Source organism: Coleofasciculus sp. E2-BRE-01 (assembly GCF_040221695.1).
Classification (GTDB): domain Bacteria; phylum Cyanobacteriota; class Cyanobacteriia; order Cyanobacteriales; family Coleofasciculaceae; genus Coleofasciculus.
The window spans coordinates 52,008-69,384 of sequence record NZ_JAVKEA010000211.1; the positions used below are offsets into that span (position 1 = coordinate 52,008).

Sequence of the window (17,377 nt, forward strand, 5' to 3'; positions counted from 1 at the left end):
TACTCTCAACCCAATGCTCTACTCCCAAGGCTTTTCCCTGCCAATTTTACCTCCAACGACCTACGCTTGGTATCAAAAATGCGATGAAAAAGTGACCTCAACAGGCAATTTAACCCCTTTCGTTTTGTTCGAGATTTCCCAGCTTATTTGCTTCGCCCCAACTTTACAAGAACAGCATTACAAAATCAAAACGCCCTGGGGATGGACATCTGGAATTGTCCACCACTCGGTTCCGAACTCGACGATAGTCCAAGTCTTTCTTCCCGAATTTAAAGACGATGTACTGTCTTGGATTCAGTCTCTGATTAACTGGTGGCTACCCTTTGCAATTATCTACCTCAATGAGGGAAAACTATACATCCAAACTCCGGCTTCACTCTGGTATTCACCAATCCAGTTATTCGCCGCTCCCATTACTCCTTATCCTACCCAAACAACGAACCAACGCCTGTTTACACTGCACCTCAATCGCCATGAGTAAAATAAACTGGTTGTTTTAGCTGGAACCGATTATCGCCGTTTTTTAACCTATCTTACTCCTGATCTCTATGACATCAGTATTCCTCTGCAAGGGTTAGGAATTGGTCAACAGTTAGCTTGGCTCAAAACCCATCGGTAATGGGTGAGCGACTGCTTTTCAAAACGCGCCTATAAGATTAGGGATTTTTAGAGTAGTACTCATGAGCGACAATATTCTCCGCCAAATTAGACAAGAAAGCCATGCTCAATGGTATCAACAAAATACAGCGATAATTGAATCCGCTCAAATTCCCTTTAAATGGGCTGGTAAACAGAAAGTTACTATGCTATTTCGCGAGGAAAATAAGCCGAAAGTGGATTTTTATCCTCACACAGGACGTTGGCGGGTAGCGGGTGTGAAAAAGACATTCAGAGGTGGAGCTAAATCCTTTATTCAGTGGTATCAGAAGCAATCGATACAAGGATAAATGCGTCTGAGGGAAGGACGAACCACCTCCTCTATGTGCGCCTGTACGCTGCATCATGGATTCCCAAGAGTTAGGGGGGTGTGTCGATTTTTGAGTTGGAAGTGAAGCTCATCAGTCAGTCCCGAATATGCCGAATTTCCTTTCAATAGTTGTTGAATTCATCTTTATCAAATTATGCTGCGAAAGCTAACCCCATCACCTTATCAAACCTGTATCCTTAACGCTGTTTCCAAAAACTTAATTCTACCCATTAAATCAGGAATCGGTGTCATCGCTTTAGCCGGAACGGGAAAATCCACACTGATTACTTTAATTGCCGAAACGATTCAGAAGCAGGGTCTTCAGCCGGAGGAGATGGTTATCCTAGTTTTTGGGACTAAAAATAAAGACGATTTAAGGAAGTGTATCCAAGCAAAATTGGGGGCAAAGTGGGGTCGAACTGTCCGAACTATTCATTCCTTAGCTTATTCTATATACAGGGAGGCTTTGAATGTCAGTACTGCCAACGTTAACCCCTACAAATATGAAACTATTGCCTCTAAGTTAGGCTGGATTACCGGAAATGTTGGCGGATTAGGACGACTCGTTGCCAATTCCGACTATCCGGCGATTCTTAATGAGAAAGCCTTTATTAAACTGTTGGAACTCTTACGCCTATACGCCTACCAACCCAACCCAGAAAATATCCAAACTCTCAACCAAACTTACAACCTATCAGTTACTGATCTCTATGGAGTTGCTCAAGCGGCGAAAGACTGCTTAGACAGAGGGGAAGAAGAGGCTCTATTTAGAAACAAAATTGACACAACGGATATGGTCTGGATGCCCTGGAAATGCCAGGATATTCCGTTTTTTAAAGGTGCGATCGTGAGGTTAAAAAATCGCCTCAAAGTTATCCTCATAGACGAAGCTCAAGATGTCGATAACCTTCAGCTTTCTCTGCTGCAACTTCTAATCACTCCATCCCAATCTTTCCTGATTGCTGTTGGTGACCCTAATCAATCAGTATACCATTTTCGAGGGTGTTTAAGTGATGGACTGGCAAAGATTATGTCTCGCTTCAATTGCCAAGTATTTGAGAGTCCCCTCAATTACCGCTGCGGTCAGCTTCACCTCCAACTCGTCAGAGACATATTCCCACACATTCCTATCCAAGCTCACCCGAACGCTCCTCAAGGGGAAATCCGAATTATTTCCAGCGCTGACTTATTAAAATGCTTCACCGACTCCACCCTCACCTATTTAATAGTAAGCCGAAAAAACTCGACTCTCATTCAAAGCGCTATCCGAATTATTGCCACCGGAAAAACCGCAACTATAAAAGACGAAAAAGCCGGAGATTATCTGTTCAAAGAAATAAAGCGCATCGCCGAAAAGCCATATAATCCCCTGACTTTTGAACACAAACTGGATGTTTACGCCGCCAAAACTCGCCATTTTCTCGAACAGTCTCCAGATGCTCCAACCCGACTAGCAGAATTTGCCGACTTTATAGAAAGTATCCGCACCCTTTACGATACTTACAAACCGGCTACGCTGCAAAAGTGGCAAACAACGATTAATCAAATTTTCAACTCCAGGAAGTCTACATCCATTCATTTACTCAGTATCCACAGTGCTAAAGGTGCAGAAGCTGAAGTCGTTTTCCTCCTTTATCCAGAGGAGATACCCTTTACCCACTCCCAACAATCTCTAGAAGAACTTCAACAGGAGTGGAATACTCTCTACATTGCTCTAACCCGAATCAAAGCCAATCGAAATCCTGGAAGTGGTATTCTGTATCTCGTTTTAAAAGAGAGAGATTGTACTATCTATCCTGATTGGCTTCCTCAAGCCTATCGACAGTTATATAACTTCGGCAAACCTGTCAATTCGATTTAGTTCAATATTTGGCATCGGAAAGCCTGTTCTAGGCTTGAGGAGCCGAGCCAACACTTACTTTTTTCTTCCCCAGAGTCTTACTCTATTCTCTTTCCCCTACCTGGCAATGTCAAAGCACTGAGTACAAGCATTTACAGTTTCAGAAAGTTGATGGGCATACTAAAATGAAGCAAATAGCCCCACGTTAACCTTCCTTCAGTAAATGCCTACCCCTGATGAGTTGATAGCGATGCTCGATGGCATTCTCAATGGTAGTCGAGATGAGTCAGAAGTTGCCCAACTGCGGCAATGGCTCAAGGTGAGTGGCACTACGCTGCAATTCGTCTCTCAGGATGGTAAGTTCAATACGAATATCGGGCAGGTACAGGGAGGCGAGATTCAGATTGGCGATCGCATTTACCAATTTGACGTTGAAGCACTCCGGGAACTCCTGCAACCGACGACTCCTGTGCCTGATATAGACTGGCAGGCTGTCAGTCAAGGGATGCTGGAGGAGCAACTGCGGCTCACTACCAACCCGCTGACGAGTGGCGAGGGGATTAGCTATCGAACTGAGCAGGTGTATGTGCCGCTGGGATTGGTGGAGCGCAAACGGCAGACGCGGCGACGGGAGGATGTGCTTCCAGAGCAGGGTTCGTTGCTGTATGAAGAGACTGAGATTACCCAGCGCTTTGAACACGAGCAGTTTCTCGAACGGGTATTGCAGCAGGGGCAAAGTCCCAAGAGTGGGGGGAAGCGCCTTGCTATTATTGGCGAACCGGGAGCGGGAAAGACGACGCTGTTGCAGCAGATTGCCCGATGGGTGAGTAAGCAGGGAGAGGGGGCGATCGCGATTTGGGTGTCGCTGGCAGATTTGCAGGGGCAAGAATTAGAAGCGTATTTGTTGGAGGGATGGTTGCAAGCGGTTGTCCGGAAGCTGGGACAAGCGGAAGTTTCTCCTCAAGTTAAGGATGCCTTTGTTGCCCAGTTTCAGCAGGGGCGAGTGTGGCTGTTGCTGGATGGGGTGGATGAAATGCAGGTGTCATCGGGCAATCCCTTGGCAGAGATTTCACGGCAGGTGCGGATGGGAGGATTGCTCTCGCAGACGCGAATTGTGTTGAGCTGTCGGTTGAATCTGTGGGATGGCAATCGCAATGCGCTGGATACGTTTGATACCTATCGCACGCTGGAGTTTTCCTATCCGCAGCAGGTGGAGCAGTTTGTTGGGCAGTGGTTTGGGGCGTTGTCAGAGGTGCAGGGGGAGCAGGCAGAACGGTTGTGTGCGGCACTGAAGACACCGGGGAAAGAACGGATTCGGGATTTGGTGAAGAATCCACTGCGGCTGACGCTGTTGTGTTTCAACTGGTATCTGGGGGAGGGAACGCTGCCGGAGACAAAGGCGGGGCTGTATGAGCAGTTTGTGGCGGATTTTTATGAGTGGAAGTGGGAGCAGTTTCCGACGACATCGGAGCAGCGCAGGCAGTTGAATGCAGCGTTGGGGGAGTTGGCGCGGGAGGCAATTGATAAGGAAGAAACTCGGTTTCGGCTGCGGCATGATTTTGTGTGTGAGTTTTTGGGTGAGCTGGATGAGGAAGGTTCGTTGTTTGAGTTGGCATTGCAGTTGGGTTGGCTGAATAAGGTGGGGGTGGATGCGGAGAATCGGAGGAAGGCAGTGTATGCGTTCTTTCATCCCACGTTTCAGGAGTATTTTGCAGCGTTGGCGATCAATGATTGGCACTTTTTTCTGAATCATATTCGTGAGAACCCAAGTCATCCTGATGCCCGTTATCGGATTTTTGAATTCCCATGGAAGGAAGTAATTTTGCTATGGTTAGGCAGATATAATTTATCCAAACAGGAAAAAGAGGCATTCGTATGGGCAATCAAAACTTTTGATGAGGGATGTGAGGACTTTTATTGGGAGCAAGCAATTTGCTTGGCAGCAACAGGGATCGTAGAATTTAATGAATGTCAGTGGGCTGATGAAATTGTGTCGCTGATGGTGGAAAAAGCTTTTGGTTACTTCGATGTCAACCAACAGACTTGGCAGAAGGGTTTTGCTAGTCCCTTTAAAGATCCATTCATCACGGCATTGCAAGAAACAGATCGCCAACGGTTAATCATTACTTTAAGCAATCTACTTAATCTTAATATAGAAGATAGAGAATCTCTTTGTGACATTGCCGTTTATTTATTGCAAATTTCACCTAGTAATCCAAAGGCTATTGAGGCTCTGAATAAAATACTGGATTCTAGTCCACCGGAATGTTTTTTTGCTAAGCTAGATCCGGAATTTTTTGCCAAACTCGACTACGAACCACCAGATTTTACTCGCGAGAAAGCCGCCTTTTGGTTGTTAAGTAATTACCCCGATCTGAGTAACTCAAAGGCTATCAAAATATTGCTTAAGCCACAATACATCAGTTGGGATACATGGCAACATTTACAAGCTAGGAATCAGAATGCACTAAACCAATTACTAGAAGTTAGCAAGAAGCAGTACCTGCAACGAGAAGCAACAGATATTTTGAAATACAGATCTAGCCTTCCAAATCTTAGTAAAGATGAAATAACTGCAATAGTTGAACGGTTGAAAAGCAAACTTAATTTTCTTGAACAGTGGACAAGTTGGAGTAAAAGGTTCGATCCTCGCAATCAAAAATTCTCAGAGTCATTCTCTTCAGAGATGCATTCTATTAGTAATGATCTGGCTAAACTAGAGTTGAAAGTGGATTTCGCTCATTCAGGTGCTATTAATTTTCTTATGGAATTAGCTAATGACAATAAAATCAGGTTAGATAATGATACTCTTTATTGGAAAATCTTAATGATTCTTGGGAAAATTGGTGCTAATGACCAAAAAGTTATTCACTACTTAATTGAAGTTGCAAATCAAGGAGAGAATTTAGAACGTTTTTGGGCTGTTAGAGCTTTAAGACAAAGCCTGCGAGGAGTTCTACTTACTACAATAGTACAAGGATTGAAAAGATATCTTCAAAATCCACTCGAAGAAAACATTTCCTCTCAATTCCCGCTTATTTGCTATGAAGTAATTTGGCTCTCCTCTAAAAAAATACCATACCCAAACTTCTATAAGGCTTGGCATACTTAAGTTAAGCACAGTTATGGATACTCTCAGTATTTTGAGTGTGTTCTGTCTACTCTACTTTTTCACGTTAGTACTTTTTGATTTCAGTGATAGGCAGTAAAAATGTGTTTTCTATGTGTTGTCTTACATCACTACTTACTTTACAACTATTATTTAAACAGTCTGCCAGTAATTTATTGGCAACATAATATTGATGAATCAATTCCTGCTGTTTATCGCTGAAATCCCAAATATGACCAATATTTCGATATTTAATTAATATATTTTTTAGTTGTTTTATCCATTGTTTTCTGTTCTTTTCAAACCAGAGTTCAAACTGTTCAACACAATATTCATAATTATTGTTCAAGAATTTTGGATTTCTGTGGCTAGGTAGTTTAACCCTAAGCTGTTGCAATTCCTGCAATAAGACTGAATCAAAATCATCAATATCAAAGCTTTCTATGAATTCAATAACTTCTTTGAATGCATAGGGACCACTACTAAGAGTAGAGCCAATTAAAATAGCCACGTTATCCTCTAAATCAGCGTCAAAAGCCAACGTAAGATCAAACCACAGGTCTTGAGTCATAAAATCATAATCTAATCCATGAGTAAAACAGATAAAATCTATGATAAAATCCAGGACAAAAAGAAGGAGCTTATCATGTGCAGGCTCAAGAGCAATGTCGATAGATAATATATGGAGAAGATTAAGACTGTATCTTTTATCCCAAGTTATGTCAGTAGATATTTCATTATTAAAAACAGATATGATATCCATGTAAAAGCATCTGAGAGATGATTGTTTATATCCACCGCTGCTCAATTGAGATTTGATTTTGATCCAATCAAGGCAATCTTGTATCTCTTCTTCAAGTGCCACACTTCCATCAATATTAATCTTCATTAACTGTATTATTTCACTGGCATCAGCAGCCATCTCTGTTGACATTAAAAAAACTTCCCGCCAACGTTGAAGAGTAACGTGTTTAACTAAACTTGCCCAAGCAGTTCTATCGACAAACCACTTCGCAACTAAATACTCTTGAAACGTCAGGTGTGAAAACGACCAAACCTTCTGACTTCGCTCAATCAACAACCCATGCTGAGATTCGATCGCCCTCAACACCACTCGACTATCCCGCTTCCCAATCCCCAAAAACTCTGCAATATACCCTTCAATCTCAGCCTGCTCAAACAACACATACTGCTCTTGCTCAAACTTCTTCACCGCCAGATAGCTCAATAGCTCCAGCTTCCGCTCCACTGACAAATCCCGATAAATCTCATCCCGCTCAATCTCCCGCGACTTGTCCCACTGCTCTAGCAGTAACTCCAACCCCTCTTCATAGAGTTTGGAACGCTTCGAGTAAAACTTCCCCGTCTGGTGAAACACAGCACAAGTCAAACTCAGCAAAATCGGCGTAATTGCTAACTCCCGAATCGACTTATTCTCCTCCAAAAAGAGCAGTCCCAGAAACTCCCGCGCCTTCGCCAGTCCCCCTGAGTCATCCCCCATCACCGTCTTAAACCAATGCTGGGCAAACGCCCGCACCTGGGCTTCATTAAAATCCGCCACCTCCACATAATCAAACCGCTCAAACCGCGACTCCTGGCTCTGCGTTCGACACGTCACAATTACCTGCACCTGCGGATAAGCACGAGCAAACCGCTTGATTTGCTTGGTGATGTTCTTCCCATCCTCCCCCGTCACCTCATCCAACCCATCCAGCAGCACCAGCACCCGACCTCGATCGAACACCAACTGAGTTTCTGCATCCAATAACCGCCAGCACTGCTCTAGATAACGCTCCAGCGAATAGGCAACTTCACGCCCATCCTCGACAAACTCTCGCAGTTTAATCAACACTGGAATCCGGTGCGCTTGTAAGTTTCCTGCATTGCACTCGGTCACCACTCGCTGCAAATACGTAGTCTTCCCCGAACCCGGTTTACCCACTACCATCAGGTTCGTATTCTTCGCCAGCACCTCCAACCCAGACACCCGTTGCCGCTCTTTGCCCAAGCCAATGCGATCTAAACTGCGATAGCCGGGATTCTGGCTGAAATCCTGCCACAAGTCATCCAGTTCCGACCGACGACTGCTGCTCAACTCCTCCAAAATATTGACATCCACAAACAACTCACCCAACGGCACCCAACGATCCACGCCCCAAAGCGGCATCGTGCCATGCAAAGATTGGATGTCATCGTGGAGGCGCGATCGCGCCTGCTGCACCAGTTCATCAACTGACGCTAATTGAGGTGTAGGAGTTTGAGTCGTGGATTGAAGCTTTTGCACAACCTCAATCAGGGCTTGAATCGCTTCATCATTCCAAGTCACGTAAGTGCGATCGCCGATGTGAATATCCTGTCCTTGAGCAATGTTAACGTTATACTTACCCAGTTGCCGTAAATCTTGGTTGCGATCGCTCAGGGCAACTCGAAGCGCTTCAACATCAGTCGCTGTCTGCGTTCCCGATGCAATCCGCTCAATAATGGTGTTTAACTCATCAGAACTCATCATTACTCAATGTCTGGCAAGGGCGATTCACACTCTAGACAGCTTGTTCCAATGTAACTTCCGTTAGCTGAAACCACACTGCTAAACTATGAATTAACCATTACTTAGGTATGGGCAATGCCTCCTGCTACTGATATTCGCCAAAAAGCGATCGCACTCATCGGGCAACTACCTCAAGACAAATTGATGGCTGTTGTGCAACTATTGGAATTTTTAGCCGAACCGCCTCAGCCGAGTACAGTTAGCGCCCAGGAAGCACAGTTGCTTGAGGCGATCGAGAGCCATCTGCCTGAAGACGAGCAGGTACACCTAGATACGTTACGCGATCGCTGTGAATGGGATGAACTGAGCGAAGCTGAGCATCAGGAACTGATTGGTTACGAAGATTTGCTAGAGCAACAGAGAGTAGAGCGCTTAGAAGCTCTGATTGAGCTAGCAAAGATCAGGAACATTGACCTGATGCGCTTAAACCAGCAAGTTCAGTCGAAGTCCCACTCCCAGCCTTCCCATGCCGTCTGAATATGAACGAGTCCCTACAGCCCTGAGACAGGAAATTGCTCAACGGGCAAAGAATCGATGCGAATACTGCCGTTGCCCGGATGCGTTCTCTCCTGACAGCTTTACAGTCGATCACATTAAGCCTCGACAACTGGGCGGAGCAACCATTGCTGAAAATCTCGCCTGGGCGTGTTTCGGCTGTAACGGTCGTAAATACACCCGGACTGTTTACCCCGATCCACAGACTGGACAGGAGATTGCCCTGTTCAATCCTCGCCAGCAGAATTGGACAGAGCATTTTGATTGGAGTGAGGATTTGACTCAACTGATTGGTAGAACCCCTTGTGGTCGTGCAACCATCGAAGCGCTTGCACTCAACCGTCTAGGAGTGGTGAATCTTCGACGCCTGCTTGTCTTAGCCGGACTGCATCCACCTGATGAGTAATCGAAGGTTGCAATAAATCTTGGTTGCGATCGCTCAGGGCAAAGGGTGCCTTACACATTCTAAGTTTTCTCGGACTTTGAGTGTATCCGGATGCTTTTCCCCTAAGTAATGGACATAAATTTCTAACGCTTCCATATAAAGAACCTCAGCTTCTTCGTGACGCCTCCGATTTTTATAAAAATTTGCTAGCTTGCAAAGAATACGTCCAATACGAGGGTGCTTTTCCCCTCTTAATTTCTTCATCAAAGATAAAGATTCCAGATACAGCCTTTTTGCTTCTTGGTATAGCCCTTGTGTTTCATAAAAAAGTGCTTGATTACTGAGAACAGTCGCCATATGCGGATGCACTTGCTTTTCCAAGGACTTGTAAATTGATATAGCCTCATGATAAAGAAGCTCAGCCTCTGTATACCGAGTTTGCTCATAGTAAAGACAGGCTAGATGGTCAAGGCACTGTGCTACGTGGATATGCTTTTTGCCTAACAACTTTTTTCTAATCGCCACAACCTTTAGCAGCAATTGTTCTGCTTCTGAATAGCGACCTTGCTTACGATATATTGCAGCCAGATTGTTAAGGCTTTGTGCCACACTAGTATGTTCCTGCCCAAGCAGGCTTACTCTGATGTCTAATGCTCTCAAATACAGAGGTTCAGCTTCTGAGTAGCAACCTTGAGTTTTGTAGATGTATGCTAAGTCGTTGAGGCTGGTTGCAGTAGCCAGATGTTGATTACCAAATCGATCTTTGGTAGCTTCCAATCCTCTTAAATACCAGTGTTCAGCCTGGGTGTAATATCCTTGACCTTCATAAAACCTTCCTAAGCGCAGAAAGGGTAATGAAAAAGTTGCATCGGTGAGGTAATCAGTTAAACTCTCAGCAACTTCCAATAAGTGAGGAATGGCAGGTGTAAGTTCAGCCATCAATTCCTGTGTAGGTTCATAAGGAATCCGTTTGGCTATTCCAAGCATTACCTCACAATACCCTTGCTTCAGTTCATCAGCTTGATTCAGCTGCTCTAGCTTCTTTTGGAAGAAGTCGCGAATCAGGGGATGCAGGCGGCAGGTTCCGGGGTTGGTTTGTTGCAGCAGGTGCAGATTGATTAGCTCATTGTCTCGTACTTCTTCCAAGTCTTCAGGGTCTCGGTCAGCCAAGCACTGCTCCACCAGCGACCAGGGAATTGGGGCAGCAGCAAACAGACTGAGCAGACATCCTAGCAATTTGGCACTTTCCGATAAAGTTTCCCAACTCAACTCAAACGCAGCCGCCACCCCCGATCGCGCTGTCATATCATCCTCCGTTTGACACAATGCCCGCGCCGCTAATCGCTTGTCGTGCAACCGTTGCTGCATCGCTGCCAACGACAGGTCGGGTTTGCGAGCGAGATACCGTCCCACCAATTCCAGTCCTAGTGGCAAGTAGCCCAACTGAGCGCAAAGTTGCTGGGCGCAGTCTAGTTCAGGGTGAATCCGATCACCCCCCATCAGTGACTCCAACAGTGCTAGTGCCGCTGATTCATCCAGCACCTCTAGTTCCAACTGGTTGACGGACGCACCTAACCGCAGACGGGTGGTAATTAGCACCTTAAAGCGAGGGGCAGTCGAGGGCGGTAAGTAAGGTTTAATCGCGGCGTAGTCGGTTACATCATCAAACACTAGCAGCACTTCCCCAGATTGCCAGTGTCGCCAGCAAAACTTTACCTGCTCTAATAATTCCAAGTTTTCGGATGGATTGAGGTCAAGGAGCGATCGCCCAAACTGTACAATCTGAGTCCCCACATCCACACCTCTTGCCGAGAGCCAGCAAATCCCTGCCGGGTAAGTCGGCTGGTATTTCAGTGCATATTGCAACGCCAGTTCCGTTTTGCCGACACCACCCATCCCCGCGATCGCAGAAACAGCAACGCGATGACCCTGTTGCAACATCTGATGGAGTTTCGACATGACCGCATCCCGACCAACAAACTCCACTACACCACTGTAGGGCAGGTTTGCAGGAATTCCAGTTGGTTTTGGGTGTTGCTTTTGAACAACCTCAATCAGGGCTTGAATCGCTTCATCATTCCAAGTCACGTAAGTGCGATCGCCTATATGAATATCCTGTCCCTGCCCAAGATTGACGGCATACTTACCCGTTTGAGTCACAATCTGACCGTCACTGCTGAGCCATTGCCGCAGAACTGCAATATCAGCCTCACTCTGCTGATGGTTGGCAATGCGATCAAGGATAGCCTCCAGTTCTTCAGGATTGGTCATGTCAATTGTGGATACGGTATTAACGGTTCATTGGTAGCCACCCTCAAAAGATAAGCTAGACGCGCTACTACAGATAATTAGGACGACCTACTTACCTTAACTTTTGCACCTGGCGGTTAAAACTGCTGCGACAAAAACCAAACCTGCCTGCACAAGTTTTTAGAGTTCTTGCTTCAACTGGCAGGACGCACGACACGAATCAACTTCCCTGGTAAAGGTTCCTCTCGTGTAACCGCTTCGTCGATCCGAACGGCGAACTGTTCCCAATTGCGATTGTTGGTACAAACAATAATGCCAAAATGATTAGGATTGAGACGATGCAGACGGATGAAATCATCTCGGTTGATGGTGAGAACTGCCCGCTCTTGAGTGATGGCAAACGCAAGTACGGCTTCATCGGGAATTCCTTGACCTGCATTACCTGCTTCCTGAGCGGTCAAAACGTCATGCTCCAAATTGCGTAATAACTCCACCACAGGGTAAGGAAACTGCTCATCGGCATAAAAACGTGCCATTGACTATGCCGCCTCATTGCGTTGGATGGCACGTTCAATTTCATCAGGGTAAGCTTGTGCATATGCCCATGCATTAGCTAAATCGGCGGCAGACAGGGTTGGATAGCTCGTTAGGAGGTCAGCATCGCTATATCCAAGGCGACGAGCTTCCACGAGAACCCAAATCGGAATTCGAGTCTTGGTGATGCGAGCCTCTCCACCACAAACACCAGGAGTTTTCTCGATTCCTTGCCAAGTATTACCCAAGCTCTGAGCTAGTAGCTGAATTGCCTTTACCTTTTCAGATGGACTGAGGGCTAACAGATGTTGTTCTAGCTCTTGGAGAGTCATGGCAACGGCTTCCTTGCTGTTGTAGCGCTTCCTATTGTGAATTCTATCAAGGGTGATCGCTCTATCATTCATTTGAACATCAATTCTGTTCGCTCAATCGTTCACGTTGGCGTTTTTCGATTTTGGCGATGGGCAACAAAAATGTCTCTTCCATCTCCTGTTTTACTTCATCACTGCCTGTGTCATCCGTGCCTGACGTATCTCTGGTGCCGGGTAGAAAATTGGTGTGGTTATGATAGGGGCTATAGGAATGTTGAGCGATCGCCTACATGAATATCCTGTCCCTGCCCAAGATTAACGGCATACTTACCCGTTTGAGTCACAATCTGACCGTCACTACTGAGCCACTGTCGCAGAACTGCAATATCAGCCTCACTCTGCTGATGGTTGGCGATGCGATCAAGGATTACCTTTAGCTCATCAGGAACATTCATTGTGAATAGTTTTCTACCTCCAAATTGTCCAATCTATTTGAAAGCTCACAGGTTCGGACAAGCAACCAGTAGCGAAAAGAGCTTACGAACCTTGGACTCCTCTAGCCTCTGTCCTTCCCACCAAGGCTCATCATGAGAGAGTTCATACTCCAAATTTCTCTTGAACTCCTCCTTATCAATCCTGTCACCAATAAAAAATCCACCAACTGCCATAAAGTCTGCAAGAAGCTGCTTCTGCCAATCGTGTCGTGCGACTGTTTTCGTGACGGCTCGTAGACCGTATACAAAAGCATCTAAAGCCGCATTGTCCATTGTGATGACTTGCATGATTCCCCAAGGAAGATGACCATCTGGTGCATTGGCAGGAATATAAATAACTTGGCTAGCGGAAATCCAAGAATCCTGGATACGCCAGCCTACGCGATCGCCAAATGCTTGCGGCTCTTTTTCACATTCGTCGCAGATTCGCTTCTGCACGCTGAAACCAAAACGTTGATTGCTGTACTGCACCCACAGGCGATCGACAATACGCAGAACTTGGTAGGGAAAGTTTTGGATTTGCTCATCAGCAAGCCAGCCTTCGTTTTCTCGACTGACTGCTTTCAGGATAACAGTTCTAGTCGCCTCATTCGCCTCTCGCCATCTGCCTGCTGCCAGCAAGTTTTTCAAGCGAATGTAGTCTTCCTGCGGCAGTTCTTTAGGCAGGAGAGGAATAGAATCAGATTGCTCTTGGATGACTTCAACTAATTTCTGAATCGCCTTGTCATTCCACTCGTAGTAGATGCGATCGCCAATCTGAATATCTTGTCCCTGCCCAATATTGACGTTATACTTACCCAGTTGTACGGCAATCTGGCGTTGTCGTAGCCCCTCAGAAGCAGCATCGTCCGCACTCAACAGCTGGTGCAGAGCCGTCATGTCTGCCTCGGTTTGCTCACCGTTTTTAATCCGGTCAAGGATGGTACTCAAGTCATTGGGGAGGGGCATACTCTACCCTAGTTTTGATTCAGCAGGCGGCAGTTCCATTTGACCCCATTGTATCCGGCTTACCATTTCTCCCGTTTAGAGGGTTGAATGGGCATACTGGAATTAAGCAGAGCGCCCCTCAGTTAATCTCCACTAGATGCCTAACCCTGATGAGTTGATAGCGATTCTCGATCGCATTCTCAATGGCAGCCGAGATGAGTCAGAAGTTGCCCAACTGCGGCTCACCACCAACCCGCTGACGAGTGGCGAGGGGATTAGCTATCGAACTGAGCAGGTGTATGTGCCACTGGGATTGGTGGAGCGCAAGCTCTCTCAAAAAAACCTCATAAGATTTTAGTACTTATAATTGTTATTTTCTTACAAATTTATTACATTATGGATGAACAGCGTCGTAAAGACTATTTAGACTTAATTAGTATGTTATTAGCTTCTGATCATGAAGAAGAAAAAAAAGTCTTAGAAGATCATCAAAGTTTAATTGATGAGAATTTGATTCAAGGATTACTTGAAGTATCTTCTTTGTTAGAAGGTAATTTAGGAACTGAAACTATTTCCGAACGCTCGGTTCGTATAACTCAGGAAATTGCCTTAAAGCTTAATCTACCAGAGTATTTACAAGGACAATCGCCAAGACCTAAAACCTTTACAGAATACTTAATATATGAAGATTTGCTAACCGAATTGTTGCAAATCACAAGGAATAGCCGTGAACTTGGAGAATCTTTACAAAAAACTCTGTACCCACTTTTGCTAGAAAATATAGATAAACTTAATGACAATTTTGCTTATGTTTTAAAGATATGGGTTGAAAATAAGTTGCAAATAGCAAAAGAGCAAATAGAAGCTTATCGAATAGCATCAGATGTTAATAAATTTTGTGGTATTGTAAGAGATTTTTTTGATATTACTACAAACAATACATACAAACTTTATTTACCAGATATTGCTATTAAAGGATATCAGGTATTAGAAACATTTTTCTATAGGAATAAGTTTGTTAGAGAACAGGCATTAGTTCTTGCAAATCTTGGTTGTGCTTACCGAGAAAGGCTTCGAGGCGACTCTTTCAAAAATTTAGACGCTGCTATTGCTAGTTTTGAAAATTCGTTAAAATTAGCAACATCAATTAACAACTCTAATATTATAAATAGTGTCAATAATATTCTAAGTGATGCTTATGCAGAAAGATTAAGAAGAATCCAAGATGAAACAGAAGGCTAAATACAGCGTTTACTAGAGTTCAACGAAAAGAAATGTAAATAACCTTTTCCGTCTCCTGCAATCACTGTTGATCCGTCTCGTGTCACTACACATTTAGTAAATGGATAGTCACCAATAAATTGACTTATGAGGTTCTGATTATCAATGTTCCAAATTTTTAAGCTTCTATCACGTGAAACTGAGATAAAATTTTCCCCATCAGGGAATACTTTTAAATCACTCACATAATCATCATGCGCTTTGAAGCTGGACAATTCTTTACCTGTTTCTACATCCCAAATTATAATAGTTTTATCTTCTGAACCAGAGATAATATACTTTCCATTCGGTGTTACCGCAACAGCAACAACCTCTTCAGTATGACCATATAGTTGTTTTAGCAAACGACCATTAGATAAATCCCAAACAATGAGTGTTTCATCTTTTGAAACAGAAACCACTTTTTTACTATCAGGAGTTACTGCTGCATTGTGAACATAATTTTCATGTCCTTCAAGAGTTAGCAATTTGCGTTGGCTTCTTAAATCCCAGACTTGTAGTGTTCGATCATTTGATACAGAAATAACTCTTGTCCCATCAGGAGTTACAACGACTTCCCCTACACAAGCATTATGTCCCTCAAAAGTTTTATCTGGATCAAACATACTTCCGAATCCAGTTCCCACATCTGCCAGACTCCAAAGCATAATATAGCCTAACTCACCTGATCCAGAAATTACCCACCGACCATCGGGAGTGACTGAAGCACCATTAGCAATCCCCCATAAATTTCTGCCTTCATCAATTAGTTGACCTGTATTTAAGTCCCAAACCTTTACAGTTCCATCTGCCGAAGTAGCAGGGTAAACGCATCTTAACTGTTTGGGGATTGAGGTAAAATGGAGGGCTTACCGTTTAGCCAAAAATAGCTCGGTTCCCAGCCATGTTTCCCTGTTCCCCGCTCCGAGGTAGGATAGGAGTACTTCAATAACTTCCGATATCAGCAGTAACTGGGTGGCTAAAGGATGACACTGACTCTAGAATCGAGTTTGATTCAACACTTTGTTGCCTTGGAAGATCCGAGAGTCGAGCGCAGCAAGCAGCATTTACTCATTGATATCATAGTGATTGCTATCCTAGCTGTGATTAGTGGTGCAGATGGGTGGGTAGCAATAGAAACCTACGGACAGTCAAAACAAGAATGGTTAAGCACATTCTTGAGGCTTCCTAATGGCATTCCCAGCCATGATACTTTTGCGCGAGTATTTGCCCGGATTAACCCAGAAGAGTTTGAAGAATGCTTCCGCAATTGGATAGAAGCGATTACAGCAACAGTAGGAACACAAGTGATTTCCATCGATGGCAAAACCCTACGAGGTTCCTATGATCGGGAAGCCAAACAAAGTGCGCTCTCCCTAGTGAGTGCATGGGCTAGCAATCATCGGTTAGTACTCGGACAAATCAAAGTCAATAGTAAGTCCAATGAGATTACGGCGATTCCTCAACTGTTAAAGATGCTTCATATCAGTGGTAGCATCATCAGTATTGATGCTATGGGCTGTCAAAAAGAGATTGCCACCCTCATTCGTCAACAAGGAGCCGATTATGTACTAGCCCTCAAAGGTAATCAAGGTTCCCTCTACACTCAAGTCGAGCAATTCTTTAAGCAGGTTCAACAAACAGATTTTGCTGGAATAGAACATAGCCATCACTACACCAGCGAGAGCGGACACGGACGAATTGAGATTCGCCACTATTACAGCATACCGATATCGGCGTTGGCAAGGAAGCCGACTCAGGAGCAGTGGGCAGGGTTGAGCAGTATTGGGATGGTGATCTGTGAGCGACGGCTGTGGAACAAAACGAGCCGGGAAGTGCGCTATTACATCAGTAGCCTACCTGCCAATGCCCAAGTTTTAGCCCAGGCGGTGCGTAGTCATTGGGGAATTGAGAATTCCCTCCATTGGACTATGGATGTCACTTTTTCTGAAGATGCTAGTCGCATTCGTACTGGTAATAGCTGCCAAAACTTTGCCCTATTGCGACGAATCGCTTTGAATCAGCTCCAACGAGAAACCAGCATCAACAGCAGTATCCGCATGAAGCGCTACCGAGCTGCTATGGATAATCATTATGCAGCTAAAGTCCTGTTAGCTTAGCCAACTCGGTTTAGTAGTACTCTTGTGTGAGATAGGTAAGGGATTGTATTTTACTAACCTTGGCAATTTTCTCCCCATCTCTAAAACGATTTTAGACCCTCATTTATCACTTCCTATATTATAGCACAGATGAGTTT

The 17,377-nt window shown here is 44.7% G+C and carries 16 protein-coding genes and 1 pseudogene; 10 read left to right on the forward strand and 7 right to left on the reverse strand.

Translation table 11 applies throughout. The features are described from left to right. The first annotated feature begins 13 nt into the window (after positions 1 to 13). From RIG66_RS28335 to RIG66_RS28355, 5 genes are all read left to right on the forward strand, one after another. Positions 14 to 481, forward strand: coding sequence for a hypothetical protein (locus tag RIG66_RS28335; protein ID WP_446382596.1), 468 nt, complete (start codon positions 14 to 16; stop codon positions 479 to 481). A gap of 6 nt (positions 482 to 487) precedes the next feature. Further along, positions 488 to 619, forward strand: coding sequence for a DUF6884 domain-containing protein (locus tag RIG66_RS28340; RefSeq protein WP_446382763.1), 132 nt, complete (start codon positions 488 to 490; stop codon positions 617 to 619). A gap of 61 nt (positions 620 to 680) precedes the next feature. Then, a complete protein-coding gene (locus RIG66_RS28345; protein ID WP_446382598.1) occupies positions 681 to 947 on the forward strand; it encodes a hypothetical protein in 267 nt (88 codons plus the stop codon). Positions 948 to 1,121: 174 nt separating this feature from the next. Further along, complete coding sequence (locus RIG66_RS28350) at positions 1,122 to 2,828, forward strand: UvrD-helicase domain-containing protein (RefSeq protein ID WP_446382600.1); 1,707 nt, start codon at positions 1,122 to 1,124, stop codon at positions 2,826 to 2,828. Between the two features lie 202 nt (positions 2,829 to 3,030). Continuing rightward, on the forward strand, positions 3,031 to 5,919 hold the full coding sequence (locus tag RIG66_RS28355; protein WP_446382602.1) for an NACHT domain-containing protein: 2,889 nt from the start codon (positions 3,031 to 3,033) through the stop codon (positions 5,917 to 5,919). A 64-nt stretch (positions 5,920 to 5,983) separates the two neighbouring features. On the opposite strand, the gene RIG66_RS28360 is transcribed toward RIG66_RS28355, so the two are convergent. After that, on the reverse strand, positions 5,984 to 8,425 hold the full coding sequence (locus RIG66_RS28360; protein ID WP_446382604.1) for an NACHT domain-containing protein: 2,442 nt from the start codon (positions 8,423 to 8,425) through the stop codon (positions 5,984 to 5,986). A 114-nt stretch (positions 8,426 to 8,539) separates the two neighbouring features. Here RIG66_RS28360 and RIG66_RS28365 point away from each other — a divergent pair, with 114 nt between their 5' ends. Both RIG66_RS28365 and RIG66_RS28370 read left to right on the forward strand, forming a co-directional pair. Continuing rightward, positions 8,540 to 8,941 (forward strand): hypothetical protein, encoded by a 402-nt coding sequence (locus RIG66_RS28365; RefSeq protein ID WP_446382606.1) that lies wholly within the window; start codon positions 8,540 to 8,542, stop codon positions 8,939 to 8,941. Further along, positions 8,931 to 9,365 (forward strand): HNH endonuclease, encoded by a 435-nt coding sequence (locus RIG66_RS28370; RefSeq protein ID WP_446382608.1) that lies wholly within the window; start codon positions 8,931 to 8,933, stop codon positions 9,363 to 9,365. The genes RIG66_RS28365 and RIG66_RS28370 overlap by 11 nt, the downstream gene beginning before the upstream one ends. 33 nt (positions 9,366 to 9,398) lie before the next feature. Here the strand turns inward: RIG66_RS28370 and RIG66_RS28375 are convergent, their stop codons facing one another. The 5 genes from RIG66_RS28375 to RIG66_RS28395 form a co-directional block, all read right to left on the reverse strand. Further along, complete coding sequence (locus tag RIG66_RS28375) at positions 9,399 to 11,615, reverse strand: tetratricopeptide repeat protein (RefSeq protein ID WP_446382610.1); 2,217 nt, start codon at positions 11,613 to 11,615, stop codon at positions 9,399 to 9,401. 173 nt (positions 11,616 to 11,788) lie between these two features. Beyond that, positions 11,789 to 12,130 (reverse strand): DUF5615 family PIN-like protein, encoded by a 342-nt coding sequence (locus RIG66_RS28380; RefSeq protein WP_446382612.1) that lies wholly within the window; start codon positions 12,128 to 12,130, stop codon positions 11,789 to 11,791. Positions 12,131 to 12,133: 3 nt separating this feature from the next. Then, entirely contained in the window at positions 12,134 to 12,460 is a 327-nt protein-coding gene (locus RIG66_RS28385; protein WP_446382765.1) for a DUF433 domain-containing protein, read from the reverse strand. A 242-nt stretch (positions 12,461 to 12,702) separates the two neighbouring features. Then, complete coding sequence (locus RIG66_RS28390; RefSeq protein ID WP_446382614.1) at positions 12,703 to 12,894, reverse strand: hypothetical protein; 192 nt, start codon at positions 12,892 to 12,894, stop codon at positions 12,703 to 12,705. Between the two features lie 45 nt (positions 12,895 to 12,939). Next, positions 12,940 to 13,881 (reverse strand): GUN4 domain-containing protein, encoded by a 942-nt coding sequence (locus RIG66_RS28395; protein ID WP_446382616.1) that lies wholly within the window; start codon positions 13,879 to 13,881, stop codon positions 12,940 to 12,942. A 136-nt stretch (positions 13,882 to 14,017) separates the two neighbouring features. On the opposite strand from RIG66_RS28395, the pseudogene RIG66_RS28400 reads away from it, so the two are divergent. Both RIG66_RS28400 and RIG66_RS28405 read left to right on the forward strand, forming a co-directional pair. After that, a pseudogene (locus RIG66_RS28400) lies at positions 14,018 to 14,188 on the forward strand (hypothetical protein); the annotation flags it as partial. Positions 14,189 to 14,256: 68 nt separating this feature from the next. Next, entirely contained in the window at positions 14,257 to 15,102 is an 846-nt protein-coding gene (locus tag RIG66_RS28405) for a hypothetical protein (RefSeq protein ID WP_446382618.1), read from the forward strand. Here RIG66_RS28405 and RIG66_RS28410 read toward each other — a convergent pair. Beyond that, entirely contained in the window at positions 15,099 to 15,788 is a 690-nt protein-coding gene (locus RIG66_RS28410; RefSeq protein ID WP_446382620.1) for a WD40 repeat domain-containing protein, read from the reverse strand. The genes RIG66_RS28405 and RIG66_RS28410 overlap by 4 nt on opposite strands. 318 nt (positions 15,789 to 16,106) lie before the next feature. Here RIG66_RS28410 and RIG66_RS28415 point away from each other — a divergent pair, with 318 nt between their 5' ends. Next, positions 16,107 to 17,240, forward strand: a complete 1,134-nt coding sequence (locus tag RIG66_RS28415; RefSeq protein ID WP_446382622.1) for an ISAs1 family transposase — start codon at positions 16,107 to 16,109, stop codon at positions 17,238 to 17,240. Positions 17,241 to 17,377: the final 137 nt, after the last annotated feature.